The sequence below is a fragment of the Achromobacter sp. GD03932 genome, assembly GCF_029839485.1.
In the GTDB taxonomy this organism is placed as follows: domain Bacteria; phylum Pseudomonadota; class Gammaproteobacteria; order Burkholderiales; family Burkholderiaceae_B; genus Achromobacter; species Achromobacter bronchisepticus_A.
Map to the genome: position 1 here is coordinate 35,964 of NZ_JAOCAT010000006.1, position 22,846 is coordinate 58,809.

The window sequence follows — 22,846 nt, forward strand, 5'->3', positions numbered from 1 at the left end:
GCTGCCCGCGATGGCGGGACAGCGCTCATCGTACCGTCAATGCGCGGCGCCAGTGCGCTCACGCGGCGGCCGCCTCCCGGTCCCAGGCCGCCAGGGCGCGCGCCACCGGCGCCACGCGCTCGCGCTCGGCGGCGGAGATGCCGGTCAGCAGGGGCAGCATCGGCCCCATGTCCGCCACGCCCGACAGGGTCACGGCATCGTGCAGCACGCGGATGGGGCTGATGCTGTCGCGGCAGTCTTCCAGGCCCAGGTACTGCTGACGCACGGCCTCGGCTTCGTCATAGCGGCCGTCGCGCAGCAGATGCAACAGGCGCATCGAGCCGCGCGGCGCGACGCAGACCGAGCCGGAGGTGAAGCTCTTCAGGCCGAAATCGCGGTAGTGCACGATGGCCGGGCGTTCGCCGATGCCGCTGACGATCCAGCGCGCATCCACCGCCTGCAGCAGCGACGACAGATAGGCGTCCTGCGACGGATCGTCGCGCACGACGGCGTACTTGAACGCCACGATGCGGCCCTCTTCGATCAGGCGCGCGGCGCTTTCCGGCGCCAGGTAGCCGGACGACTTGATGTAGATCACCGCGGGTTTGCCCAGCGCGTCCGTGAAGCGGCGCACGCCTTCTGCCAGGCCCGCGTCCGTATAGGGAAAGGACATGGGCAGCAGCATGGCCGTGGGAAACGCGCGCGTACGCAGGATCGCCGCCTGGTCCATCATCTTGCCGTAGTCGGGCCCCACGGAAGGCAGGATCCACGTATCCGCGCCTGCCAGCCCGGCCAGCATATCGACGATGCGCGCGTATTCGCCCACGCCCACGTTGTAGAAGTTGGCGTTGCCGCCATACATCACGTTGCGCACGCCGCCCGCTTCCAGATGGCCGAGCAGGGCCTTGTTGGCCGCCTCGTTCAGGGAAAGATCGTCGTGGCGCGCCAGCGGCGGCACGGCGATGACCGAACGCTGCAAGTCCTGCGCGGTGACCGGGGAGGTTTTCATGGGCTGGGCTCCTGGCTGATCCTGCTATCGGGTGTATGGGTTCGAAAAAGTATACTTGGTTGACAAGCACAAGCTCAATACATATATTTGTTTTACAAGTAGTCAGGCAGCAAAACGCAGGGCGCCGCGGGGCGCCATGCGGCTTCAAAGCCTCGGGCCATGCCAGGGGCGGAATACCCCCAGAAACGATGCGCGGCCACGCGCACACCGAGGAGACGAATTCCATGCATGCAGCCCCTGCGCGAGGCCGGTCCGCCCTGGCCGTTCTTTGCACCGCCGCCCTGGCGGCGGCCGCCTTCCTGTCGCCGGCCGCGCCGGCGCGGGCAGACTACCCCGAACGGGACGTCAAGATCATCGTGCCCTTCCCGGCCGGCGGCACCACCGACATCGCGGCCCGCATCGTCGCCGCCGAACTCGGCAAGACCTGGAACAAGGCCGTGGTGGTGGACAACAAGGCAGGCGCAGGCGGCAACGTCGGCACGGCCGAGGCCGCGCGGGCCGCGCCGGACGGCTACACGCTGCTGATGGGCACCGTCAGCACGCACGCGATCAACCAGTCGGTCTATGCCAAGCTGCCCTATGACCCGGTCAAGGACTTTGTGCCGGTGACGCTGGTGATCCCCGTGCCCAACATCCTGGAGCTCAACCCCGCGTTTGCCGACAAGCACGGCATCCGCACGGTGGCCGACCTGATCAAGTACCTGAAGGCCAACCCGGGCAGCGTCAACATGGCGTCCACCGGCAACGGCACTTCCACCCATCTGTCGGGAGAGCTGTTCCAGAACATGACGGGCACGCGCATGACCCACGTGCCCTACAAGGGCAGCAGCCCCGCGCTGACCGACGTGATGGCCGGTTCCGCCGACCTGATCTTCGACAACCTGCCGTCCTCCATGGGGTTCCTCAAGAGCGCCAAGCTGCGCCCGCTGGCCGTCACGACTGCCCAGCGCTCGCCCGCCCTGCCCGACGTCCCCACCATGGCGGAAGCCGGCGTGCAAGGCTATGAGGCGTCCAGCTGGTTCGGCCTGCTGGCGCCGGCCGGCACGCCGCAGGCTGTGGTCGACAAGATCCAGCGCGACGTGGCCGCCGCTCTCAAGCTGGAATCCGTGCGCGCGCAGCTGCAGGCGCAGGGCGCCACCCCATCCGGCAACACCCCGGCCCAGTTCAAACAGTTCATGGCGCAGGAATCCGTCAAGTGGGCGGAGGTCGTGAAGAAATCCGGCGCCAAGGTCGACTGACCTCAAGCCGATCCGGGCCCGTCCGCAACGCGTGGGCGGCGGGCTCTTCATCAGCACGCGAACCAGGAGACACCATGAACAAACTGATGAGCGCCGCGGCCGTCGCAGCCGCCGTCGCCGCAGGCGCCGTGCTGCCCGGGATGCCCGCGGCGCAGGCTGCCGGCTATCCCGACAAACCCGTGACGATGATCGTGCCCTTCGTGCCGGGCGGCTCCTCCGACATCACCGCGCGCTCGGTCACGCCGGGGCTGACGAAAATCCTGGGGCAGACCTTCGTGGTCGAAAACAAGCCGGGCGCCAACAGCGCCATTGGCGCGCAGGCGCTGGCCCGCTCCACGCCCGACGGCTACACCATGATGGTCGGCTCCATCGGCACCTTCGCCATCAACGAGGCGCTCTACAAGAACCTGTCATACAACCCCAGCAAGGACTTCGAGTACCTGACGCAGGCCGTGCGCAATCCCAACGTGCTGGTGGCCGCGCCCGCGTTTCCGGCCAGCACCGTCGCCGAGCTGATCGAGTACGCGAAGAAAAATCCGGGCAAGGTGTCCTATGCCTCGTCGGGCACGGGTTCTTCGGACCATCTGTCCGCCGTGCTGTTCCGCCAGCGCACCCAGAGCACGGGCGTGGACGTGCCCTACCGCGGCGGCGGCGCGGCCATCGCCGACCTGATCGGCGGGCAGGTCAACGTATCGTTCCAGAACCTGGGCGCGGTCCAGACCCACATCAAGGCCGGCAAGCTCAAGGCGCTGGCCATCACCGGCGACGCGCGCGCCGCCGACCTGCCGGACGTCCCCACGCTGGCCGAAGCCGGCATCAAGGACATGGTGGTGTACTCCTGGCAAGGCTTTGCCGTGCCCAAGGGCACGCCCGCGCCCGTCGTCCAGCAATTGTCCAAGGCCTTGCAGACCGCGCTGCGCGATCCCCAGACCGAAAAGACCCTGCAGGGCCTGGGCTTCGAGGTCGTGGCCAACACGCCGCAGCAGTTCACGGCGTTCCAGCAGGCCGAGGTCAAGCGCTGGAAGGACGTCATCCAGAAAGCCAACATCCAGCTCGAGTAAGGCCGCGATCAGGACGCGGGATGCCCCTGGCGGGCATCCTGTCAGCCTGCATCAAGGCCGGATCAAGTAGCATCAACGTTTTGCCACCCACCTGTACGACAACATGACCACCAAGCATCGCATCATCCAGGTCGGCTCGCTGGCCGGTTCCCCCTACGCCAACAAGACGCTCGCCGACCGCTACGACGTCGTCGAACTATGGAAGTACCCGGACCGCAAGGCGGCGCTGGCCGAGCATGGCAAGGGCGTCACCGCCGTCGTCACGTCCGCCACCTATGGCGCCAACGCCGAACTCATCAACGCCCTGCCCGACCTGAAGGCCATCTGCAGCTGGGGCGTGGGCTACGAGACCATCGACGTGCAGGCCGCCAAGCAGCGCGGCGTGCAGGTCAGCAACACGCCTGACGTGCTGACCGATTGCGTCGCCGATCTGGCATGGGGCCTATTGATCGCCGGCGCGCGCCACATGGGCCAGGGCGAGCGCTTCGTGCGCGCAGGCCAGTGGGGCCAGGTGCACGGCGGCATTCCGCTGGGCCAGCGCGTCAGCGGCAAGAAGCTGGGCATCGTCGGCCTGGGCCGCATCGGCGAAGCCATCGCCCGCCGCGGCATGGGCTTCGACATGGATGTGCGCTATCACAACCGCCGCAAGCGCGATGACGTGGAATACGGCTACGAGGCCTCGCTCACCGACCTGGCCAAGTGGGCGGACTTCCTCATCGTGGCCACCGTCGGCGGACCCAGCACGCGCCATCTGGTCAACCGCGAAGTGCTGGAAGCGCTGGGCCCCACGGGCATCATCGTCAACATCGCGCGCGGCCCCGTCATCGACGAGACCGCGCTGGTCGCCGCGCTGGAAGCCGGCAAGCTGGGCTGCGCCGCGCTCGACGTGTTCGAACACGAGCCCAAGGTACCCGAAGCGCTGCTCAAGACCGATCGCGCGGTGCTGCTGCCGCACATCGGCAGCGCCACGCTGGAAACCCGCTTGGCCATGGAGAACCTGATGCTGGAAAACCTGCAGGCGTTCTTCGAGACCGGCCGCGTAATCACCCCGGCGGAATAAGCCCGCTCTGCGCTGCGGCCCTGGCCGCGGCGCGCCCATGAAAAAGCCTCTCGGCGCCCATACCGAGAGGCTTTCGACTTTCCGGCCCCCGCGGGAATCGGAAGTCGTTTGCGCAAAGGAACTACCAGGCCGCAAGGCCCTCAGTGCTTACTTCGCTGGTGCCGCAGCGCCGGAATGATCCGTCTTCGCGGCCCCGCCCGATTTGGCCGCCGCCGGCTTGGCGGAGGTCTTGTCGGATTTGTGATGCTTGTGCTGCGCCTGGGTCTTGGTTTCACCCGTCTTGGACGTGGCATCGGCGCCCGCCGCAAACGCCGAAGGCGCGGCAGCAAGACCGAGGCACAAGGCCGAGGTGGATAGGAACGCAGCAATACGGGAGTGAGTCGTCATTTCATGAACTCCTGAATGTAAAAGGACCGAGGTCCTTTATTCGACACGGGGCGGCAACATCGCCGCTTTACCCGTTCCCGTTTGAACCGGGCCCATCCAGAAGGTTCAGCGCGGAACCAGAAAATTTCGGTCGCTAACGCTTCGAAATATTGTGCGGGCGGTTCAGCTCTCGAATGCCAGCAAGGCCACGGTGGCGAACAGCATCAATGCGAAGCAGGCTCTCAGCTTGCGTTCAGGCAGACGGTACGCGAGCTTCACGCCCACCGGCACGAACAGCAGGCTGCCTATCGCCAGCGGCGCGCCAACCATCCAATCGGCCTGTCCCGCCCAGGAGTAGGTGATCAACGCGATGAAAGAGCCCGGAATCACCATGCTCAGCGCCAGCGCCTGCGCGGTGGTCTGCGGCAACCTGAACACGGACGTGATGATGGGTACGGCCAGCACCGCGCCGCCCACGCCGAAGAAGCCGCCCAGCGTGCCGCACAGGATGCCCAGCACGCTGGCGCGGCGCGGCGTGAAGACGGGCGGCGCACCCTTGGCCGCCGGCTTGCGCGCCGCAGCGGGACGCGATGCGCGCCAGGTCTGCCACACGTAGAACAGCGCAATGAAGAAAAGGAAAACGGCGAAGCTGCGGCGCAGGATGCCGGAATCTATGCCTAGCGCCAGCTGCGCGCCGACCCAGGTGAACACCACGGCCCCGGCCGCGCCCGCCAGCGCCACGCGCTTGTCGATGCGGGTCTGCTGGTTGTACTTGCGCACCGCCATCATGATGGTGGGCAGGACCATGATGAGCGCCGTGCCCTGCGCCAACTGCTGCGACATGCCCATCAACAGCACCAGCGCGGGAATCGCGATCAGGCCGCCCCCGATGCCCAGCACGCCGCCCATGAAACCGATCAGGCCGCCCGCGGCCAGGCACGCGGCGATAACTAACAGACTCACTTCTTGCTCCAGCAGGCCCGGCCGGTTGCAGGCCGGGCAATCAGAATACCGATATGAAACCGCCGCCGACCGCCGCTGTGGGCGTCAGCGCAACTTGTCCAGCGCGGCGTCCAGCCGGTCCACCGCCCAGATCTCCAGCCCTTCGATGGGCTGGCGCGGCGCGTTGGCCTTGGGGATCAGCGCAATCGAAAAGCCCAGCTTGGCCGCTTCGCGCAAGCGTTCCTGTCCGCGCGGCGCGGGCCGGATCTCGCCCGCCAGGCCGACTTCGCCGAAAGCGATCAGGCCGCGCGGCAGCGGCTTGTCGCGCAGCGAGGACATGATGGCCAGCAGCACCGGCAGGTCGGCCGCGGGTTCCGTGATGCGCACGCCGCCCACCGCGTTGACGAACACGTCCTGGTCAAAGGTGGAAACGCCGGCATGCCGGTGCAGCACCGCCAACAGCATCGCCAGGCGGTTGCCTTCCAGGCCGACTGTGAGCCGGCGCGGGTTGGGCGCATGCGAACTATCCACCAGCGCCTGGATCTCCACCAATAGCGGACGCGTGCCTTCCTGCGTGGCCATCACGCAGGATCCCGCGACCTGCTGTTCATGCTGCGACAGGAACAGCGCGGAGGGATTGGCCACGCCGCGCAGCCCGCGGTCCGTCATGGCGAAGACGCCCAGTTCATTGACCGCGCCGAAACGGTTCTTGAAGGCGCGCACCAGGCGGAACGACGAGTGCGTGTCGCCCTCGAAATACAGCACGGTGTCCACGATGTGCTCCAGCACCCGCGGCCCGGCCAGCGCGCCGTCCTTGGTGACGTGGCCGATCATGACGATGGCGATGCCCGTCTGCTTGGCCAGGCGCGTGAGCTGGGCCGCGCATTCGCGCACCTGCGACACCGACCCCGGCGCCGCGGTCAGTTCGCCGCTGTACAGGGTCTGGATCGAGTCGATCACCGCCACGGTGGGCTTCTGCTCCGACACCGCCGCCTGGATCGACTCCAGCCGGATCTCGGCCAGCAGATTGACGTTGCCCGTCTGCAGGCCCAGGCGGCGCGCGCGCAGGGCGACCTGTTCGGCGGATTCCTCGCCCGTCACGTACAGCACGTTGGTGACTTCGGACAGCGAAGCCAGCGCCTGCAGCAGCAAGGTGGACTTGCCTATGCCGGGGTCGCCGCCGATCAGCACCACGGCGCCGGCCACCAGGCCGCCGCCCAGCACGCGGTCGAACTCTTCCAGCCCGGTAGGCTGGCGCGGGGTTTCGCGGGCTTCGATTTCAGACAGGCTGCGCACCGGGCTGGCGGCCGCCAGCGGCGCATAACGGTGGGAGGCAGCGGCCGGCGCCGACGACTCCACGGTTTCTTCCAGCGTGTTCCAGGCGTTGCAATGCGGGCATTTGCCCTGCCACTTCGGGGTGGTGCCGCCGCAATCGGAGCACACGTATACGGTTCGGGATTTGGCCATGCGCGAAAGTGTACCGGCAAGGCAGGGAGGCATGCGCGCGCAAACGCGTGCTTTTGTCCTTGCGCGCCCCATGCTGGTGCTGCTATCTGTCATTCTGCTTTCAAAAACAGGGACGCGCTGAAGTTACATGATGCAAACTCAAGAAATTCTCTGGCGGATTTCTCCAAATCGCGCATAATCATCAGGTGCAGCGCATTGACGAACCGCCCGGCCCAGGGCGGCATACCTGCAGCCAGACGCCCCCAGGGGCGCGGCGGCGGGAATCGCGGCGCAATCACCCGCGGCTTTCCAGGAAGCCGCCTAAACCGGAACAGGACCCGAGCTACGACGAGACCGCCGGACCACCGGCGCGGCGTGCGCAGAGGTCAGACGCGGATGCGCCTTGCCACCAGGCGCATGCGCGAGGAGTACGCGCATGAGCATTACCTACCGCCCCCCTTTCGACGAAGACGATGAACGGGATCTGCGCGCCTTGTATCGCAGGCACGGTCCCGGCGCCAATCCCGAATTGGACGCGGCGGTGCGCCGCCGTTGGCATCCCGGCCATAGCTGGCACCCCGCCTGGGGCGCTGCTGCCTGCGCGGCCATGGTCTTCGGCCTGTTCGCCTGGACCGAGATGCGCGAAGCCCAGGACTTTGCCGAGCAGAACACGCCTGTCATCGCCCCCCACGAAATAGGGACAAGCTCGGAACGCGCGCCCGCGCTGCTGTCCACGCCGGCGCAAGCGCCCGCCGAACAGGCCGCGCCCGTCACCGAACGCGTGGCCGCGCCGCCGCAGGAAGCGGCGCCGCAAGCCGCTCCTGCCCAGGAAGCCGCCCCCGTCCAGGAAGCCGCGCCTGCGGAACAGCCGGCCGCCGAACCCGCCGCACCGGAAACGCCCGCCCTCAGCGACCAGGACATCGAAGCCCGCGTGACCCACATCCGGGCGCTGGTGCGCGAGGAACAACAGGAAGAGGCCGTGCAGGCGCTGCGCGAATTGCAGCAGGCCGCGCCCGACCTGACCCTGCCCGACGACCTGCAGGAACTGGCCCAGCAGAATCCCGCCTGACCGCCGCCTCCCATCGGCGCCGCGCCCGGCGCGGACCGATGGGCGTGCGCGTCCGATTTCGCTGCGGCGCGGCTCGGCTTCTTGCTAACATAGCCGCCATGAGTCCGAGCTTCCACCACCGCAATCTCCCCCATCTGCTGCTCTACGCGCGTGAAACGCTGATGGCGCACTTCCGCCCCATCCTGCACGCGGCGGGCGTCACCGAACAACAATGGCGGGTGCTGCGCACGCTGAGCGAAGTGGGCTCCATGGAACCCAACCAGATCGCCCGCACCTGCCAGATCCTCAGCCCCAGCCTCACGCGCATGCTGGCGGGCATGCAGGAACAGGGCCTGATCAAACGCACGCGCTCCAGCGCCGATCAGCGGCGCCAGGAAATTTCGCTGACGCCCAAGAGCAACAAGCTGATCGACCGCATGCGTCCGCAAGTGGACGCGAAGTACCAGGAAATCGAGGCCCGGATCGGCAAGGAATTGCTCGACCGCCTGTATCGCGACGTCGACACCATGGTCGACCTGATCAAGCGCGAGCCCGCCGACGCGCGCGCCTCCGAAGACGAATGATCAGGCCGGCACCGGGAAGATCGCGTTGATCTGTCCCGTGCCGGAACTGGCGAAGTAGTCGGTCACGATCTCCACCGGCTGGTCATAGCCGTCCCAGCCCAAGAGGCCCAGCAGCATCGCGGTATCGTGCATGCCGCCCTCGCCCACGCACAGGTCGGCGTATTCGGGCAGCATGGCGCAGAAGGTCTTCCAGTCGCCTTGGCGCCACAACTCCACCACGCGCACGTCCACCTGCCGGAAAAACTCGCGGCTGATCTGGTGCATGGCGGCCTCGGGGCTGCCGTTGTCGTTGAAGCGGTGCGACAGCGAACCGCTGGCCAGCACCGCCACGCGGCTGTCGCTGGCCTCGATGGCCTGGCGCAGCGCCGCGCCGAAGCGGCGGCTCTCGTCCAGCGAATGCCAGGCGCACCAGGCGGCCACCGACACCACGTTGAAGCGCCCGTCGCCATTCATGTAGCGCATCGGCACCAAGGTGCCGTACTCCAGTTCCAGGCTGTCGATTTCATGCGCACGCGTGCCCACGCCCGCGGCATTGGCGCATTCGGCAATGCGCCGTCCCAGTTGCGGATTGCCGCGGTAGGCGTAGTCCATGTCCTTGATGAAATGCGGCAGCTCGTTGCTGGTGTAGCGGCCCTTGAAGCCGCTGTTGCAGTTCACGTGATAGCCGCCATTGACCAGCCAGTGCACGTCCAGCACCACGATGCTGTCCACGTCCAGGTCGCGGCACCGCTGGCCGATGATGCGGTGTCCCTGGATCGCGGCCTCCCTGCAGCCCTGGTGCTTGCCAGGCAGTTCCGAAAGATACATGGACGGCACATGCGTTACCTTGGCCGCCAGCGCGAGCTTGCCCATGGTGCTAGTCTCCTCGTTCTTGTGGTCCGGGCCGGATTCAAACGCCCCATCTGGGGATGTGGTGGCTGCCCATGGACACGCACACGTTCTTGATCTCGGCAAAGACTTCGTAACTGTATTCGCCGCCTTCGCGTCCCGTGCCCGATTCCTTGGTGCCGCCGAAGGGCTGGCGCAGGTCGCGCACGTTCTGGCTGTTGATGAACACCATGCCGGCTTCGATGCCGCGGGCCAGGCGGTGCGCCCGGCCGATGTCGCGGGTCCAGATGTAGGAGGCCAGGCCATACTTCACGTCGTTGGCCAGCGCCAGGCCCTCGGCCTCGTCCTTGAACGGCAGCAGGCAGGCGACCGGTCCGAAGATCTCTTCCTGCGCGCAGCGCATGCGGTTGTCGACGTCGGCCAGCACCGTGGGGCTGACGAAATTGCCGCCCGCCAGATGGGCCGGCAAGCCTGCGGGCCGGTCCGCGCCGCCCGCGAGTATGCGCGCGCCTTCCTGCTCGGCCAGGCGGATATAGCCCGTGACCTTTTCCCAGTGCTGGCGCGTGATCATCGCGCCCACATGGGTATGGTCATCGGTGGGGTCGCCCACGGCCAGGCGCTGCGTGCGTTCGGCAAACCTGCGCACGAAATCGTCGTAGATGGATTGCTGGATGAAGATGCGCGAACCCGCGGTGCAGCGTTCGCCATTGAGCGAAAAAATGGTGAACAACGCCGCGTCCAGCGCGCGCTCCACGTCCGCGTCGTCGAAGATCAGCACCGGCGACTTGCCGCCCAGTTCCATCGAGTATTTCTTGACGCCGCCGGCGCTGGCCAGGATCTTCTTGCCCGTCACGGTACCGCCCGTGAAGGAAATCGCGCGCACGCCGGGGTGGCGCACCAGCGCGTCGCCGGCGGTGGCGCCATAGCCCTGCACCACGTTCAGCACGCCGGCCGGAATGCCGGCTTCCAGCGCCAGCATGCCCAGCTGGTCCGCCGTCAGCGGCGAAAGCTCGGACATCTTCAGCACCGCGGTGTTGCCCAGCGCCAGGCACGGCGCGGTCTTCCAGGTGGCGGTCATGAACGGCACGTTCCAGGGCGACACCAGCGCGCACACGCCCACCGGCTGGTACAGCGTGTAGTTCAGCATCTGGTCGTCCACCGGGTAGGTGTGGCCGTTCATGCGCGTGCAGACCTCGGCGAAGAAATTGAAGTTTTCCGAGGCGCGCGGGATCAGCTGCTTGCGGGTCTGCGAGATCGGCAGCCCGGTGTCGCGGGTTTCCAGTTCGGCCAGCTGAGGCACGTTCTGGTCTATCAGTTCGCCCAGCCGGCGCATCAGGCGGGCGCGTTCCTTGGCGGGCGTGTTGGCCCATTTGGGAAAGGCCTCGGCCGCGGCCGCAACTGCCGCGTCGACTTCGGCCTGCCCGCCCGCCGCGACCTCGGCGATGGCCTCGCCCGTGGCGGGGTTGCTGGTGATGAAGCGGTCGCTGCTGTCGACCTGCTTGCCATTGATCCAGTGCTTGATGCTCACGCGCGGCTCCTCGTCCCGTCTGCGCCTGATGGTGCGGCGCCAATTTAATTAACAGGTTAACGTTATGCTTGCCTGACCGGGCTGTCAACGTCGGGAAACCCCCAGGCGGAACGGACCCCGACAGCCCTCTGGCCGATTGTTGTCACCGCGGTTTTTCATTAAACTAGTTAACATGATAATTACATCATGCGGAGCAAGGCCATGCCCCATATCTGGATCGAATACTCAGGCAATCTGGCCCTGGACACGCAGGCGCTGATGCGGACCGTGCAGGATGCCGCCGTGGGCGACGGCAGCCTGTTCCCGCTGGCCGGCGCGCGCACCCGCGCACTGCGCGTGGATGATTGCCTGATCGTCGACGGCCATCCCGACAATGCCTTCGTCCACGTGGTGCTGCGCATCGGCCACGGCCGCAATGCCGAACAAAAAGCCGCCCTGGGCGAACGGGTGTTCCAGGCGCTGACCGCCGCACTCGCGCCGCAGATGGCGGCGCGCCCGCTCGGCATCTCGATGCAGATCGAGGAAGCCGACCCGGTGCTGAACTACAAGCTCAACAACTACCGCGAGCACCTGGCCGCGCGCGCGGCCGCGGCGCCGTGGCCGCGGACCGTGGTGGGCGCGGCGCTGAATACGCGCCAGGCGCTGGCCGCGCTGGGCGACGCCGTGGACGCGCCCCCTTACAAAGCCGCGCCGAATGCGCCCGTGCTCTACATCAAGCCGGCCAATACCTACTCCCGCAACGGCGACGTCATCGCCCTGCCCGCCGAGGTGGACGAGGTCGAAGTGGGCGCCTGCCTGGGCGTGGTGTTCGCCCGCCGCGCGACCCGCGTGAGCGAAGCCGAGGCGCTGGACTATGTGGCGGGGTACCGCGTGGTGGCGGACCTGTCCGTGCCGCACGCCAGCTACTTCCGCCCCGCGCTCAAGCAGAAATGCCGCGACGGCTTCTGTCCCATCGGCCAGGATCTCGCCCCCGTGGCGGCGGTCGGCGACCCGGACGCGCTGGACATCGAAGTACGCATCGACGGCCAGGTGTCGCAGCGCGCCAGCACCGCCGACCTGATCCGTCCCGTGGCGCGGCTGATCGCCGACGTGACCCAGTTCATGACGCTGGAAGCAGGCGACATCCTGCTGGCCGGCACGCCCCACGGCGCGCCGCGCGCACGCGCCGGGCAGCGTTACGACATCAGCATTTCCCGGGTCGGCACGCTGGGCAATGCGCTGGCCGCCGCCCGATAGGCACAGGAGCCCGCCATGAAACATGCCCGCATCTCCCTGGACGGCGTCATCCATGCCGCCACCGAAGCCGGCCCCGGCCAGGTCCGCCTGGCCGACGGACGCGTGTATGCCGAAGACGCGGTGCAATGGCTGCCGCCCTTCGAGCCGCGCACCACCTTCACGCTGGCCATCAACTACGCCGACCACGCCAAGGAACTGGCCTTCAAGGCGCCGGACGAGCCGCTGGGCTTTCTCAAGGCTGCCAACACCTTCGTGGGCCACCGTGCCCAGACTTTCCGCCCCGCCGACGTCGCCTTCATGCATTACGAATGCGAACTGGCGGTGGTGATAGGCAAGACCGCCAGCAAGGTCCGCCGCGCCCAGGCCTATGACTGCGTGGCCGGCTACACCGTGGCCAACGACTATGCGCTGCGCGACTACCTGGAAAACTGGTACCGCCCCAATCTGCGCGTCAAGAGCCGCGACACCTGCACGCCGCTTGGCCCCTGGCTGGTGGACCGCGACGACGTGCCCGCCCCCATGAACCTGAACCTGCGCACCACCGTCAACGGCGTGGAGACGCAGCGCGGCAATACCCGCGACATGGTGTTCGACGTACCCGCGCTGATCGAGTACTTCAGCAGCTTCATGACGCTCTCGCCCGGCGACCTGATCCTGACCGGCACGCCCGACGGCATCGTCAACGTGCAGCCCGGCGACGAAGTCGTGACCGAGATCGAAGGCGTGGGACGGCTGGTCAACACGCTCGTCCCCTTCCCCCAATGATTCCACTCCAACCCAATTACACCTGGAACTCCGATGCTAGATAAAGATACCGTGCGCGCCATCGCCGCGCGCCTGCACGAAGCCGAACGCACCCGCCAGCAGATCCGCCAGATTTCGCTCGAGTACCCCGACATCACCATTGCCGACGCCTATGCCATCCAGCGCGCCTGGATGGACATCAAGCTGGCCGAAGGCCGCATCAAGCGCGGCCACAAGATCGGCCTGACTTCGCGCGCCATGCAGCAGGCCTCGCAGATCGACGAGCCCGACTTCGGCATGCTGCTGGACGACATGTTCTTCAATGACGGCGCGGACATACCCGCGGGCCGCTTCATCCTGCCGCGGCTGGAAGTCGAACTGGCCTTCGTGCTGGGCAAACGCCTGCAAGGCCCCAACGTCACGTTATTCCAGGTCTATGACGCGGTCGACTACGTGATCCCCGCGCTGGAGATCATCGACGCGCGCTCGCACAGCATCGACCCCGACAGCAAGCGCCCGCGCAAGGTGTTCGACACCATCGCCGACAACGCCGCCAATGCCGGCGTGGTGATGGGCGGACGCCCGGTGAAGATCGGCGAGCTGGACCTGCGCTGGATCGGCGCCATCCTGTCGCGCAACGCCGTCATCGAAGAAACCGGCGTGGCCGCGGGCGTCTTGAACCATCCGGCCAATGGCGTAGTATGGCTGGCGAACAAGCTGGCCGCCCACGACGTGGCGCTGGAAGCGGGAGAGATCATCCTGTCGGGCTCCTTCACCCGGCCGGTGCTGGCCCGCCCTGGCGATACCTTCAACGTCGATTACGGCGTGCTGGGTTCCGTCAACTGCCACTTCATCTGACCACGCCACCATCCATGGACATATTGACCAACACCTTCAAGCAGGCCCTGCGCAGCGGCAAACCCCAGATCGGCCTGTGGGCGGGCCTGGCCAGCGCCTACTCCACCGAGATCATCGCTGGCGCCGGTTTCGACTGGCTGCTGATCGACGGTGAACACGCGCCCAACACCTTGCAGACCACGCTGCAGCAGCTGCAATCGATGGCCGCCTATCCGGTCGCCCCGGTGGTACGGCCGGCCTGGAACGACGCGGTGCAGATCAAGCAGATCCTGGACACCGGCGCGCAGACGCTGCTGGTACCCATGGTGCAATCCGCCGAAGAGGCTGCCGCCGCCGTCGCCGCGGTACGCTATCCGCCGCAAGGCGTGCGCGGCGTGGGCAGCGCGCTGGCCCGCTCGTCGCGCTGGAACCGCATCCCTGACTACCTGCGCCGCGCCAACGACGAGATGTGCGTGCTGGTGCAGATCGAAACCCCGCGCGGCGTGGACGCGCTGGAAGAGATTCTCGCGGTGGACGGCGTCGACGGCGCCTTCATCGGCCCGGCCGACCTGTCGGCCAGCATGGGCTACCTGGGCCAGCCGGAGCATCCGGAAGTGGTCAAGGCGATCGACGACGCGATCCTGCGCATCGTGCGCAGCGGCAAGGCGGCCGGCATCCTGCACAGCGGCGTGGACCGCGCCAAGCACTATCTGTCGCTGGGCGCCACCTTCGTGGCGGTTGGCGTGGACGCCACCTTGCTGGCGCGCGCGGCCGAACAGCTGGCGGGCCAATTCAAGAGCGCGGCCGCGCCCGTGGCGGCCAAGGGTCCCTACTGACCCGCAGGCCGGGACGCGCCGTCCCGGCCCGCCAGAAACTCACGCACGGCGGTGTTGAACAATCGCGGGCGCTCCAGGTGCGCGGCATGCCCGCAGTCCGGCAGCACGCACAGGCTGCCGTGCGTCAAGGCCGCGCGCAAGGCCAGCGCCGATGGCAGCGGATGGCTGCGTTCGTGTTCGCCCGATATGACCAGCACCGGCGCGCGCACCGCCGCCAGCGCCTGCGTGTAGTCCACGCCCGCAACCGCCGCAATCATCGACGCCGCGCCGGCCGCGCTCATGGACATGCCGTCTTGCAGGCAGGCCGCGTAGGCCGGCGCCTGCTCCCCCTGCTGGAACCAGGCGCCCAGCACGCGCCTTGCGGTGGCCCGCGGGCCGTCCGCGCGCAGGCGCGCCAAGGTCTGGTCCATGGGCTCGAAGCGCGCGGCGGCATCGACCCTCAAGCCCGCGCCATACAGCACGGCACGGCCCACGCGCCCCGGAACCGCGCACAGCAACTGCTGCGCGACGAAGCCGCTGAAAGAATGGCCCAACACGTCGAAGCTGCCTATACCCAGCTCGTCCGCCAGCGCGACGACCGCGTCCGCATAGGCCGGCAATCCCTGCAAGGGAGCCGCTTGCGCGCCGCGCCCGAAGCCCGGCCAATCCACGGCGATCACGTCATGCTCATCGGCCAGCACACCCGCCAGGCCGTACCAGATCGCGGACGATGAACAAAAGCCATGCAGCAGGAACAGCGGGCGGCCTGAACCGCGGCGCGTGTACTCCATGTCCAGCTCCTCAGTTCTCCAGCACCACGCCGGATTCGCGCACCACCGCCTGCCATTGCGGCGCTTCGCTGCGCCACTCGGAGGCGAACGACGCAGGCGTGTCCTGCCCCGGCACGAAGCCCCCCGCCAGGAAGGCCTGGCGGACCTCCGGCAAGGCCAGCACCTCATGCAGGACGCCGGCAAAGCGCGCCACCCGCTCTGGCGGTGTGCCCTTGGGCGCGGCAAAGCCCCACCAGTTGCCCTGCACCACGTCCGGCATGCCAGCCTCGCCCGCGGTAGGCACGTCGGGCAGGCCGGCGAAGCGCTCGGATGCCGCCACCGCCAGGGCCCGCACCTTGCCCTGCGGCACGTAGGCCGCGGCAATGCTGTAGCCGCCGATGTACATCTGGATCTCGTTGGCCAGCAAGGCCTGCACTCCCGGCGAGGAACCGCGGTAGGCAATGTGCGTCATGCCCGCGCCCATCGCATGCGACAGGCGGTAGCCGGAAAGATGCGGCGTGGTGCCCATGCCCGGCGATCCGTAGTTCAGCTTGCCGGCCTGCGCGCGCGCATACTGCGCGAACTGCGCGTAGTCCTGCGCCGGCACTTGCGCGCTGACGTAGACGAAGGCCGGCACGTCCGCCAACTTGCCCACCGGCTCCAGGTCGGCCAGGGGATCGAAGCCCAGCTTGCGGTACAGGAACTGATTGATGACGAAGTTGTTGGTGGCGCCCAGCACCAGCGTGTAGCCGTCGGGCTTGGCGCGCGCCACCTCCAGCGCGCCGATGTTGCCGCCGGCGCCAGTCTTGTAATCGACGATGAGAGGCTGGCCCAGACGCTTTTCCAGCAGGGGCTGGATCTGGCGCATGGCCACGTCGCCCGCCGCGCCCGGCGCGTACGGCAGGACGATACGGATGGGGTGATCGGGATACTGCGCCCGGGCGGCCAGCGGCGATGCCGCCAGGCCCAAGGCAAGCAAAACGGATACGGCGCAAGTCCGGTACGTCATGGTGTTCTCCCTGGCTGGCGGGCCACGCCCGCGCACGCTCCGGCCCGGCGGCCGGCAGGTATTCCCCGCGGATGCTACAGGTCGATGCGCATCAGGTCGTGCGCCAGCCGCAGCGGGCCCGAGTAGTTCTTGCGGATGTCGGCCACGATCTCGTCCATCAGGTGCGGTCCCATCAGTTCCACCGGCAGATGCTTGGCCGCGGCGCGCTTGATCACCGGGCTGGTCGAATCGAAATGGCCGAAGTGCGTCGCCACCAGGCTCTTGACGCCGGCGCGGCTGGCGATGATGCCCAGGTCCGTGGGGCTGGTATGCGCATAGGTGCCCACCCCTGTCTTGGCGCGATGCGCGATGAACGATTCGGGAAAGGTGCACTCATGAATCAGCAGGTCTGCGTCCTGCGCCAGGCGCACCATGGCTTCACAGGGCGCCGTGTCGCCGCTGAACGCGATGACCTTGCCTTCGGCCTCCACCCGCACGCCGAAGCATTCGCAGACGTCGCGCGGAATGTGCTCCACCCAGTCGACCGAAATGCGCACCCTGCCATCGTCGAACACCGGGCCAGGGCTGACTTCCCGCACCTCGGGGCGCATGGCTTCCAGATTGGCCTGGCGCACCGGATAGGCGCTGCGCGCCTGGTAGTCGGTGTGGTAGGCGCCGTTCTCGAACAGATGGTCGACGAAATGGCGCGTGCCCTTCGGCCCCAGCACCAGCGGCGCGCCGGTCTTGTTCAGCATCCAGCTGGAAATGACGAAATAGGGATAGTCGCAGATGTGGTCATGGTGCAGGTGCGTCAGGAACACGAAGCCTACCTTCGCAGGATCCACGTTGGCGCGCACCATCTGCCGCGTGGCGCCCTCGCCGCAGTCAAACAGGTAATGGGTATCGTCATCCAGGGTCAGCAGGATGGCAGACTGGCCCCGGTCGGGATCGGGCAGCGCGGCTCCGGTTCCCAGCATCGTGATCTTCATGTTTTCCCCTTTTGCACAGGTCGTTGAACTGCGATCCAGTATAGGTATGGGGTGCATACAATCTAATCAATTATTAGAATGCTGTGATAACCAACAGGAATTCCACAAAATGCCAGCCACGCCCCGCATTCCAGAGCTGCACCACATCGGCGGACGCCTGCGCATGCGCCACCTGGACCTGCTGCGCGCGCTGTACGCGCTGGGCAGCGTGCACAAGGCTGCGGCCGAGCTCGGCATGACGCAACCAGCGGCCAGCAAGCAACTGCTGGAACTGGAAGACATGTTCGGCGTGCCGCTGTTCCAGCGCACGCGCCGCGGCATCGTGCCCACGGGATTTGGCCATGCGCTGGCGCGCAAGGCCGATGTGCTCTGGTCCGACCTGTCCGGCGCGCGCAACGAGATCGCGGCGCTGGCGGCCGGCGCCAGCGGCCGCATCCGCGTTGGCGTGCAGCAGGTGGCCCTGCCCGTGCTGGTGCCGCGCGCCTTGCAGCGCCTGCGCGCCGACCATGCCGGCGTCACCGTCATGCTGCAGGAAGGCGCGCACGATGCGCTGCTGGCCGGCCTGGCGCGCGGCGAACTCGATTGCGTGCTGGGCCGCCTGATGCTGGACGCCACGCAACCCGTGTTCCGTACCGAGGTCCTGTACGAAGAACCCATCTGCGTGGTGGCGCGCGTCGGCCATCCGCTGGCCAAGTCCACCCGCATCACCGCCGCCGCGCTGGCGCGGCAGGACTGGATCCTGCCGCCGCCCCAGGCGCCGCTGCGCCAGCGCATCGACTCCTACTTCGCCGAACAGGGACTGACGCTGCGCGCGCCCATGGCCGAATCGGTATCGCTGCTGGCCAACGAGGTGCTGTTGCGCAGCAGCGACCTGCTTTCGGCCATGCCGCGCGCGGTGGCGCAGCACTACGCCGCGCTGGGCGTGCTGGCCATCCTGAGATTCCGCCCCGACTGGAACCTGCCGCCGGTAGGCGTGGTGCAGCGGGCGCAGGTGGAAGCAGCGCCGGCGCTGCAGCGCTTTCTGGACGCGCTGCGGGTGGAAGCCGGCGCGCTGGGCGCGTAGCGCCCCCTTTCCGGTCTCAAGCGTATTGCGCGAGACCGTGTCCGAAAGACCAGTTCTCTTTCGCCACTTCCACCAGGTTCACGAACACGTCCTCGGGCCGCAGGCCAGGGTCATCGCCCAAGCGCTGCGCGATCCGCTGGAACAGTGCCTTCTTCTGTTCCAGGCTGCGCGTGTTGTTCGCCGTGATCTGGATGTACACGAGGTCGTCGCTGCGCGCCACATCCATGTAGGTCGGGCTGTAGCGGAAGTTCGACGCCTCATGCTCGGACATGGTCATGAATTGGTCGTCTTCGGGAACATTGAACGTTTCGCGCATGGCCAGATAGATATTGTCGAAGATGGCCTGGCGATAGGCTTGCGGCTTGCCAGCGCGCAATGAGACATGGACTAGCGGCATGGTGGTTCTCCGTGGTTGTGCCATGCCATGTTAGCCATTCTGATAAGCTATGGCTCTATATTTCAATGATAAGCATCTGAAATGACTGAACGCCCACTGGACGTCGCTGCCGTAAGGGCTTTTGTCCGCATTGCCGAGCTGGGCAGCTTCACGCGCGCCGCCGAAGTCCTGCAGACGACGCAGGCGGCCATCAGCCTGAAACTCAAGCGGCTCGAGGACCGGCTTGGGTTCCGCCTGATCGAACGCACGCCGCGGTACGTGGAGCTTTCGGCGCGGGGCGCCGCCTTTCTTGGACAGGCGCGCGAACTCCTGGCGGCGCACGACCGCGCGCTATCCGCGGCCGCCGAGGGCAGGCAGCGCCTTGCCGTCGGCATCAGCGAACACGTGGCGGGACCGGAACTGCCGGCGCTGATCGCACGCATGAACGCGGCGGATCCCCAGTTGCTGATCGAGATCCGGATTGCCTCGTCCGGCGATCTGCTCCAGAGCTACGACCGGCGCGAACTCGATACGGTGATCGTGCGCCTGCATGCGGGACGCGACGACGGCCAGGTCCTGACCAAGGAAAAATTCGGTTGGTTCGCGGCGCCCGACTGGCAGCACCGGGCGGGCGAACCGCTACCCCTGGCCACCATGGCGCAACCTTGCGGCGTGCGCGCCATCGCCGAGCAACTGCTCGACGAATCCGGCATACCGTGGGCAGAAGTCTTTGTGGGCGGCGGCGTGATGGCGGTCGCGTCCGCCGTGATGGCGGGACTCGGCGTTGCGGCGTTGTCTCCGCGCATGCTGCCCTTCGGCGCGGTCGACGCGGGCCCCAGGCTGGGACTGCCTGCCCTGCCGCAACTACCAGTCCTATTGCACACCAGGGTCAGGGATGGCCGCGCGCGCGAGGCGCTGACGGCCCTGGGCGCGGCGTTCCGCAGCGCAGTGAAAGGCTGAAAACAAGGCTTGAAGCGTCAGGAACGGCCGCCCAGGCTGCCGCCGCCGTCCACCCCCAACACCTGCCCGGTAATGAAGCCGGCGTCGTCCGACAGCAGGAAGGCGATCGCGGCCGCCACTTCGGCGGGCGTGCCCAAACGCTTCATGGGCACCGAGGCCAGTGCGCGCTTTTCGGCGTCGCTGCCGGCCGGCCGCGTGGCGCGGAACATTTCGGTTTCGATCGGGCCGGGGGCCACCGCATTGGCGGTGACGCCGTATTCGGCCAGTTCCAGCGCCCAGGTGCGCGTGCAGCCCACCAGCGCGCTCTTGGCGGCCGAATAGGCGGTGCGCTCCAGGCCGCCATGGATGGCGCGGCTGACCACGTTGACGATGCGCCCGGCGCGGCGCACCTTCATGGATTCGATGAAGGCCTGGGTGACTTGCACCGCCACGCGCACGTTCAGGTCGAGCACGTTGTACAGCGTGGCCAGGTCGATCTCGCCCAGCGGCTGGGGCGAGACGATGCCCACGTTGTTGACCACGGCATCGACCGGGAATTTCTCGCGGATCTCGCGCAGCACCTCTTCGGTGCGGCCGGCGTCCGCCAGGTCACAGGCATAGAGGTAGCCCGGGAAATCCACGTCGGTGGTGTTGCGCGCGATGCCCACCACATGACATCCCATGTCGGACAGCCGCTGAGTAAGCGCCCAGCCTATGCCTTTGGTGGCGCCCGTGACGAGCACGCATTTGTCCTTCATGGGTTGAAACCTCGCTTCTGTTTTCTTGGTAAAAAACGGGCGCTTGGGCGCCCGGTCTTCCAAGTAGACACCATCCGGCGTCACCTGTCTTGTAAATTGCGTAGCAATTCTTGCCTGCCGGACAGCCTGCCCGGCAGCCAGGAGCCGGCGCGTTTCAGACGTCCCGGGTGACCGGAACGCGTGGCGCCAGGGCGCACAGCAGCTCGTAGCCGATGGTGCCGGCGGCCAGGGCCACCTCGTCCACGGACGGGCCTTCCTCGCCCCAGAGCGACACGGGCGAGCCGACGCCGGCGGCGGGGACAGGCCCCAGATCGACGATCAGCATGTCCATGGAAACACGGCCCACCAATTGGGTGCGGATGCCGGCCACCACCACCGGCGTGCCGGTGGTCGCGTGGCGCGGATAGCCGTCGGCATAACCGCAGGCCACGATGCCGATGCGCATGGAGCGTTCGGCGCGGAAGATGGCGCCATAGCCGACCGAATCGCCGGCCTTCAGATCCTGCACGGCAATGATTTCCGAGCGCAGCGACATGGCCGGTTTCAGACCGAAGGAAGAGGCTTCGGCGTCCGCGAACGGCGACGCGCCGTACAGGCAAATGCCCGGGCGCACCCAGTGCGCCTGGTTTTCCGAAGCGACCGCGATCTCGGCGAAGCGCAGCGTGGCAGCCGAATTGCAGACGCTGATGGCGCCCGGCATCTTATGCGTCACCGAATTGAACACCGCCAGTTGCTCGTTCACGCCCTGGGGGCCGTCGGCACAGGCGAAATGGGTCATCTTGCCCACCGAGCCCAGCACGCCCTGCTGCTGCAACAGCATGGCGCGCTCATGTGCCGCGGCGTAGGCTGCGGGGCTGAAGCCCAGGCGGTTCATGCCGCTGTTCAGCTTGAGCATGATGTCGACGCGGCGCGAGAAGCGCGCGCGGGCCAGCATGTCCAGCTGTTCCCGGCTGTGCACCGTGGTGCTCAGGTGGTAGCGGTCGACGATGTCCAGGTCGGAGGGTTCGAAAAAGCCTTCCAGCAGCAGGATGGGGCCGCCCCAGCCCGCCTCGCGGCAGCGCACGGCTTCGTCCAGGTCCAGCATCGCCAAACCTTGCGCCTTGGAAAAGCCGGCCACGGCCTGCTCGATGCCGTGCCCATAGGCATTGGCCTTGATCACTGCCCAGATGGAAGGCGGCAGGCCGGAAGCGGCGGCCGCCGTCTGGTCCAGGTGGCGGCGCACGGCCGCAAGATTGTGCGCAAGCGCGGAAACGGAGACGGTGGCGGATATGGGACGCGGCATGGTGTGGGATCCTGTGGCGCTTAAGTCTAACTGATCCGCGTCCCGCACGGCGTCGCGCCATGCCACCTGGATGCGACTACTCTAAAATGGATCGGTCCAGGCCCCCGGGCCAGATCCGCAAGTCCAAATATGCCCATCGATCACTACGAGAACTTTCCCGTCGCCTCGCTGCTGCTGCCGCGCAGGCTGCGCGGCGCCGTGACCGATATCTACCGTTTCGCCCGCGCAGCGGACGATATCGCCGACGAAGGCAGCGCCACCGACGCGCAACGGCTGAGCCAGCTGGCCGCGTTCCGCGCCGAGCTGCACCGCATCGGCGCCGAACCCGGCGCCACGCCCGCGCCCGGCTCGCCCGAACTGGCCGGCATCTTCGTGCCGCTCGCGGCCACCATCGCGCGCCACCAGTTGCCCATCACGCCGTTCTACGACCTGCTGTCCGCCTTCGAACAGGACATCAGCGTCAAGCGCTACGAAGACTACGCCACGCTGGCGGATTACTGCACCCGCTCCGCCAATCCCGTGGGCAGGCTGATGCTGCACCTGTTCGAAGCCACCAATCCGCACAACGTGACCGAGGCCGACGCCATCTGCACCGGCCTGCAGCTGGTGAATTTCTGGCAGGATGTGCGGGTGGACTGGCACAAGCAGCGCGTCTACCTGCCGCAGGAAGACCTGCGCCGCCACGGCGTGACGGACGAGGACCTGGCCGCCTGCCGGTTGACGCCCGCCTGGCGCGACCTGATGGCCTTCGAAGTCGAACGCGCCCGCGCACTGCTACACTTCGGCGCTCCGCTGGCGCGCCGCCTGCCGGGCCGCATGGGCCTGGAGCTGCGCCTGGTGGTGCAAGGCGGGCTGCGCGTGCTGGAGCGTATCGAGGCGGGCGGCTACGATGTATTCATGAATCGCCCCGAATTGGGCGCCAAAGATTGGGCCATCATGTTGTGGCGCGCAATTACCTGA

Annotated in this window: 24 protein-coding genes; 12 read left to right on the plus strand and 12 right to left on the minus strand. The window is 67.3% G+C overall.

Annotated features, from left to right (window positions below; genetic code table 11):
- Window positions 1–58 precede the first annotated feature (58 nt).
- Window positions 59–988: a dihydrodipicolinate synthase family protein gene (locus N5C88_RS07335; protein ID WP_059379899.1), complete on the minus strand. Its 930-nt coding sequence runs from the start codon at window positions 986–988 to the stop codon at window positions 59–61.
- Between the two features lie 224 nt (window positions 989–1,212).
- Here N5C88_RS07335 and N5C88_RS07340 point away from each other — a divergent pair, with 224 nt between their 5' ends.
- The 3 genes from N5C88_RS07340 to N5C88_RS07350 all read left to right on the plus strand — a co-directional run bounded on the left by N5C88_RS07340 (window position 1,213) and on the right by N5C88_RS07350 (window position 4,347).
- A complete protein-coding gene (locus tag N5C88_RS07340; RefSeq protein WP_059379979.1) occupies window positions 1,213–2,226 on the plus strand; it encodes a tripartite tricarboxylate transporter substrate binding protein in 1,014 nt (337 codons plus the stop codon).
- 74 nt (window positions 2,227–2,300) lie between these two features.
- Window positions 2,301–3,287 (plus strand): tripartite tricarboxylate transporter substrate binding protein, encoded by a 987-nt coding sequence (locus tag N5C88_RS07345; protein ID WP_059379900.1) that lies wholly within the window; start codon window positions 2,301–2,303, stop codon window positions 3,285–3,287.
- Between the two features lie 103 nt (window positions 3,288–3,390).
- Window positions 3,391–4,347, plus strand: a complete 957-nt coding sequence (locus N5C88_RS07350) for a 2-hydroxyacid dehydrogenase (RefSeq protein ID WP_059379901.1) — start codon at window positions 3,391–3,393, stop codon at window positions 4,345–4,347.
- A 147-nt stretch (window positions 4,348–4,494) separates the two neighbouring features.
- Here N5C88_RS07350 and N5C88_RS07355 read toward each other — a convergent pair whose 3' ends face one another.
- The 3 genes from N5C88_RS07355 to radA form a co-directional block, all read right to left on the minus strand.
- The gene (locus N5C88_RS07355; protein WP_054452411.1) at window positions 4,495–4,734 is read right to left on the minus strand and encodes a hypothetical protein; all 240 of its coding nucleotides are present in this window, start codon (window positions 4,732–4,734) and stop codon (window positions 4,495–4,497) included.
- A 162-nt stretch (window positions 4,735–4,896) separates the two neighbouring features.
- Window positions 4,897–5,676 carry a sulfite exporter TauE/SafE family protein gene (locus N5C88_RS07360; RefSeq protein ID WP_280015052.1) on the minus strand — a complete coding sequence of 260 codons (780 nt, stop codon included), beginning with the start codon at window positions 5,674–5,676 and terminating at the stop codon, window positions 4,897–4,899.
- Window positions 5,677–5,760: 84 nt separating this feature from the next.
- Window positions 5,761–7,122, minus strand: a complete 1,362-nt coding sequence (radA, locus tag N5C88_RS07365; protein ID WP_059379903.1) for a DNA repair protein RadA — start codon at window positions 7,120–7,122, stop codon at window positions 5,761–5,763.
- A 415-nt stretch (window positions 7,123–7,537) separates the two neighbouring features.
- Between radA and N5C88_RS07370 the strand changes: the two genes are divergently transcribed.
- Window positions 7,538–8,170 (plus strand): hypothetical protein, encoded by a 633-nt coding sequence (locus tag N5C88_RS07370; protein WP_059379904.1) that lies wholly within the window; start codon window positions 7,538–7,540, stop codon window positions 8,168–8,170.
- A 98-nt stretch (window positions 8,171–8,268) separates the two neighbouring features.
- Window positions 8,269–8,733 (plus strand): homoprotocatechuate degradation operon regulator HpaR, encoded by a 465-nt coding sequence (gene hpaR, locus N5C88_RS07375; RefSeq protein WP_118932812.1) that lies wholly within the window; start codon window positions 8,269–8,271, stop codon window positions 8,731–8,733.
- On the opposite strand, the gene hpaD is transcribed toward hpaR, so the two are convergent.
- Both hpaD and hpaE read right to left on the minus strand, forming a co-directional pair.
- Window positions 8,734–9,585, minus strand: coding sequence for a 3,4-dihydroxyphenylacetate 2,3-dioxygenase (gene hpaD, locus N5C88_RS07380; protein ID WP_280015053.1), 852 nt, complete (start codon window positions 9,583–9,585; stop codon window positions 8,734–8,736). It lies immediately after the preceding gene.
- Between the two features lie 37 nt (window positions 9,586–9,622).
- Window positions 9,623–11,089, minus strand: a complete 1,467-nt coding sequence (gene hpaE / locus N5C88_RS07385) for a 5-carboxymethyl-2-hydroxymuconate semialdehyde dehydrogenase (RefSeq protein ID WP_118932811.1) — start codon at window positions 11,087–11,089, stop codon at window positions 9,623–9,625.
- Between the two features lie 201 nt (window positions 11,090–11,290).
- Here hpaE and N5C88_RS07390 point away from each other — a divergent pair, with 201 nt between their 5' ends.
- The 4 genes from N5C88_RS07390 to hpaI are packed head-to-tail and all read left to right on the plus strand — an operon-like array spanning window position 11,291 to window position 14,742.
- A complete protein-coding gene (locus N5C88_RS07390; protein WP_280015054.1) occupies window positions 11,291–12,325 on the plus strand; it encodes a fumarylacetoacetate hydrolase family protein in 1,035 nt (344 codons plus the stop codon).
- A gap of 15 nt (window positions 12,326–12,340) precedes the next feature.
- A complete protein-coding gene (locus N5C88_RS07395) occupies window positions 12,341–13,090 on the plus strand; it encodes a fumarylacetoacetate hydrolase family protein (RefSeq protein WP_280015055.1) in 750 nt (249 codons plus the stop codon).
- A 33-nt stretch (window positions 13,091–13,123) separates the two neighbouring features.
- Window positions 13,124–13,927 (plus strand): 2-oxo-hept-4-ene-1,7-dioate hydratase, encoded by an 804-nt coding sequence (gene hpaH, locus N5C88_RS07400; RefSeq protein ID WP_059379909.1) that lies wholly within the window; start codon window positions 13,124–13,126, stop codon window positions 13,925–13,927.
- 14 nt (window positions 13,928–13,941) lie between these two features.
- Entirely contained in the window at window positions 13,942–14,742 is an 801-nt protein-coding gene (gene hpaI, locus N5C88_RS07405) for a 4-hydroxy-2-oxoheptanedioate aldolase (RefSeq protein ID WP_059379910.1), read from the plus strand.
- On the opposite strand, the gene N5C88_RS07410 is transcribed toward hpaI, so the two are convergent.
- The 3 genes from N5C88_RS07410 to N5C88_RS07420 all read right to left on the minus strand — a co-directional run bounded on the left by N5C88_RS07410 (window position 14,736) and on the right by N5C88_RS07420 (window position 17,468).
- Complete coding sequence (locus N5C88_RS07410; RefSeq protein ID WP_280015057.1) at window positions 14,736–15,512, minus strand: alpha/beta hydrolase; 777 nt, start codon at window positions 15,510–15,512, stop codon at window positions 14,736–14,738. The two genes, hpaI and N5C88_RS07410, sit on opposite strands and share 7 nt — an antisense overlap.
- Window positions 15,513–15,522: 10 nt before the next feature.
- A complete protein-coding gene (locus N5C88_RS07415) occupies window positions 15,523–16,500 on the minus strand; it encodes a tripartite tricarboxylate transporter substrate binding protein (protein ID WP_251881705.1) in 978 nt (325 codons plus the stop codon).
- A gap of 74 nt (window positions 16,501–16,574) precedes the next feature.
- Window positions 16,575–17,468 (minus strand): MBL fold metallo-hydrolase, encoded by an 894-nt coding sequence (locus N5C88_RS07420; RefSeq protein WP_013394808.1) that lies wholly within the window; start codon window positions 17,466–17,468, stop codon window positions 16,575–16,577.
- 109 nt (window positions 17,469–17,577) lie between these two features.
- Here N5C88_RS07420 and N5C88_RS07425 point away from each other — a divergent pair, with 109 nt between their 5' ends.
- Window positions 17,578–18,531 carry a LysR substrate-binding domain-containing protein gene (locus tag N5C88_RS07425; protein ID WP_054452434.1) on the plus strand — a complete coding sequence of 318 codons (954 nt, stop codon included), beginning with the start codon at window positions 17,578–17,580 and terminating at the stop codon, window positions 18,529–18,531.
- A gap of 16 nt (window positions 18,532–18,547) precedes the next feature.
- On the opposite strand, the gene N5C88_RS07430 is transcribed toward N5C88_RS07425, so the two are convergent.
- Window positions 18,548–18,928 (minus strand): tautomerase family protein, encoded by a 381-nt coding sequence (locus tag N5C88_RS07430; RefSeq protein WP_059379914.1) that lies wholly within the window; start codon window positions 18,926–18,928, stop codon window positions 18,548–18,550.
- Between the two features lie 81 nt (window positions 18,929–19,009).
- Between N5C88_RS07430 and N5C88_RS07435 the strand changes: the two genes are divergently transcribed.
- Window positions 19,010–19,867: a LysR substrate-binding domain-containing protein gene (locus N5C88_RS07435; RefSeq protein ID WP_280015058.1), complete on the plus strand. Its 858-nt coding sequence runs from the start codon at window positions 19,010–19,012 to the stop codon at window positions 19,865–19,867.
- A gap of 17 nt (window positions 19,868–19,884) precedes the next feature.
- Here N5C88_RS07435 and N5C88_RS07440 read toward each other — a convergent pair whose 3' ends face one another.
- Window positions 19,885–20,604 (minus strand): SDR family oxidoreductase, encoded by a 720-nt coding sequence (locus N5C88_RS07440; protein ID WP_042794220.1) that lies wholly within the window; start codon window positions 20,602–20,604, stop codon window positions 19,885–19,887.
- A 154-nt stretch (window positions 20,605–20,758) separates the two neighbouring features.
- Entirely contained in the window at window positions 20,759–21,886 is a 1,128-nt protein-coding gene (gene alr / locus N5C88_RS07445) for an alanine racemase (protein ID WP_118934915.1), read from the minus strand.
- Window positions 21,887–22,015: 129 nt separating this feature from the next.
- Between alr and hpnC the strand changes: the two genes are divergently transcribed.
- Window positions 22,016–22,846, plus strand: coding sequence for a squalene synthase HpnC (gene hpnC / locus N5C88_RS07450; protein ID WP_059379918.1), 831 nt, complete (start codon window positions 22,016–22,018; stop codon window positions 22,844–22,846).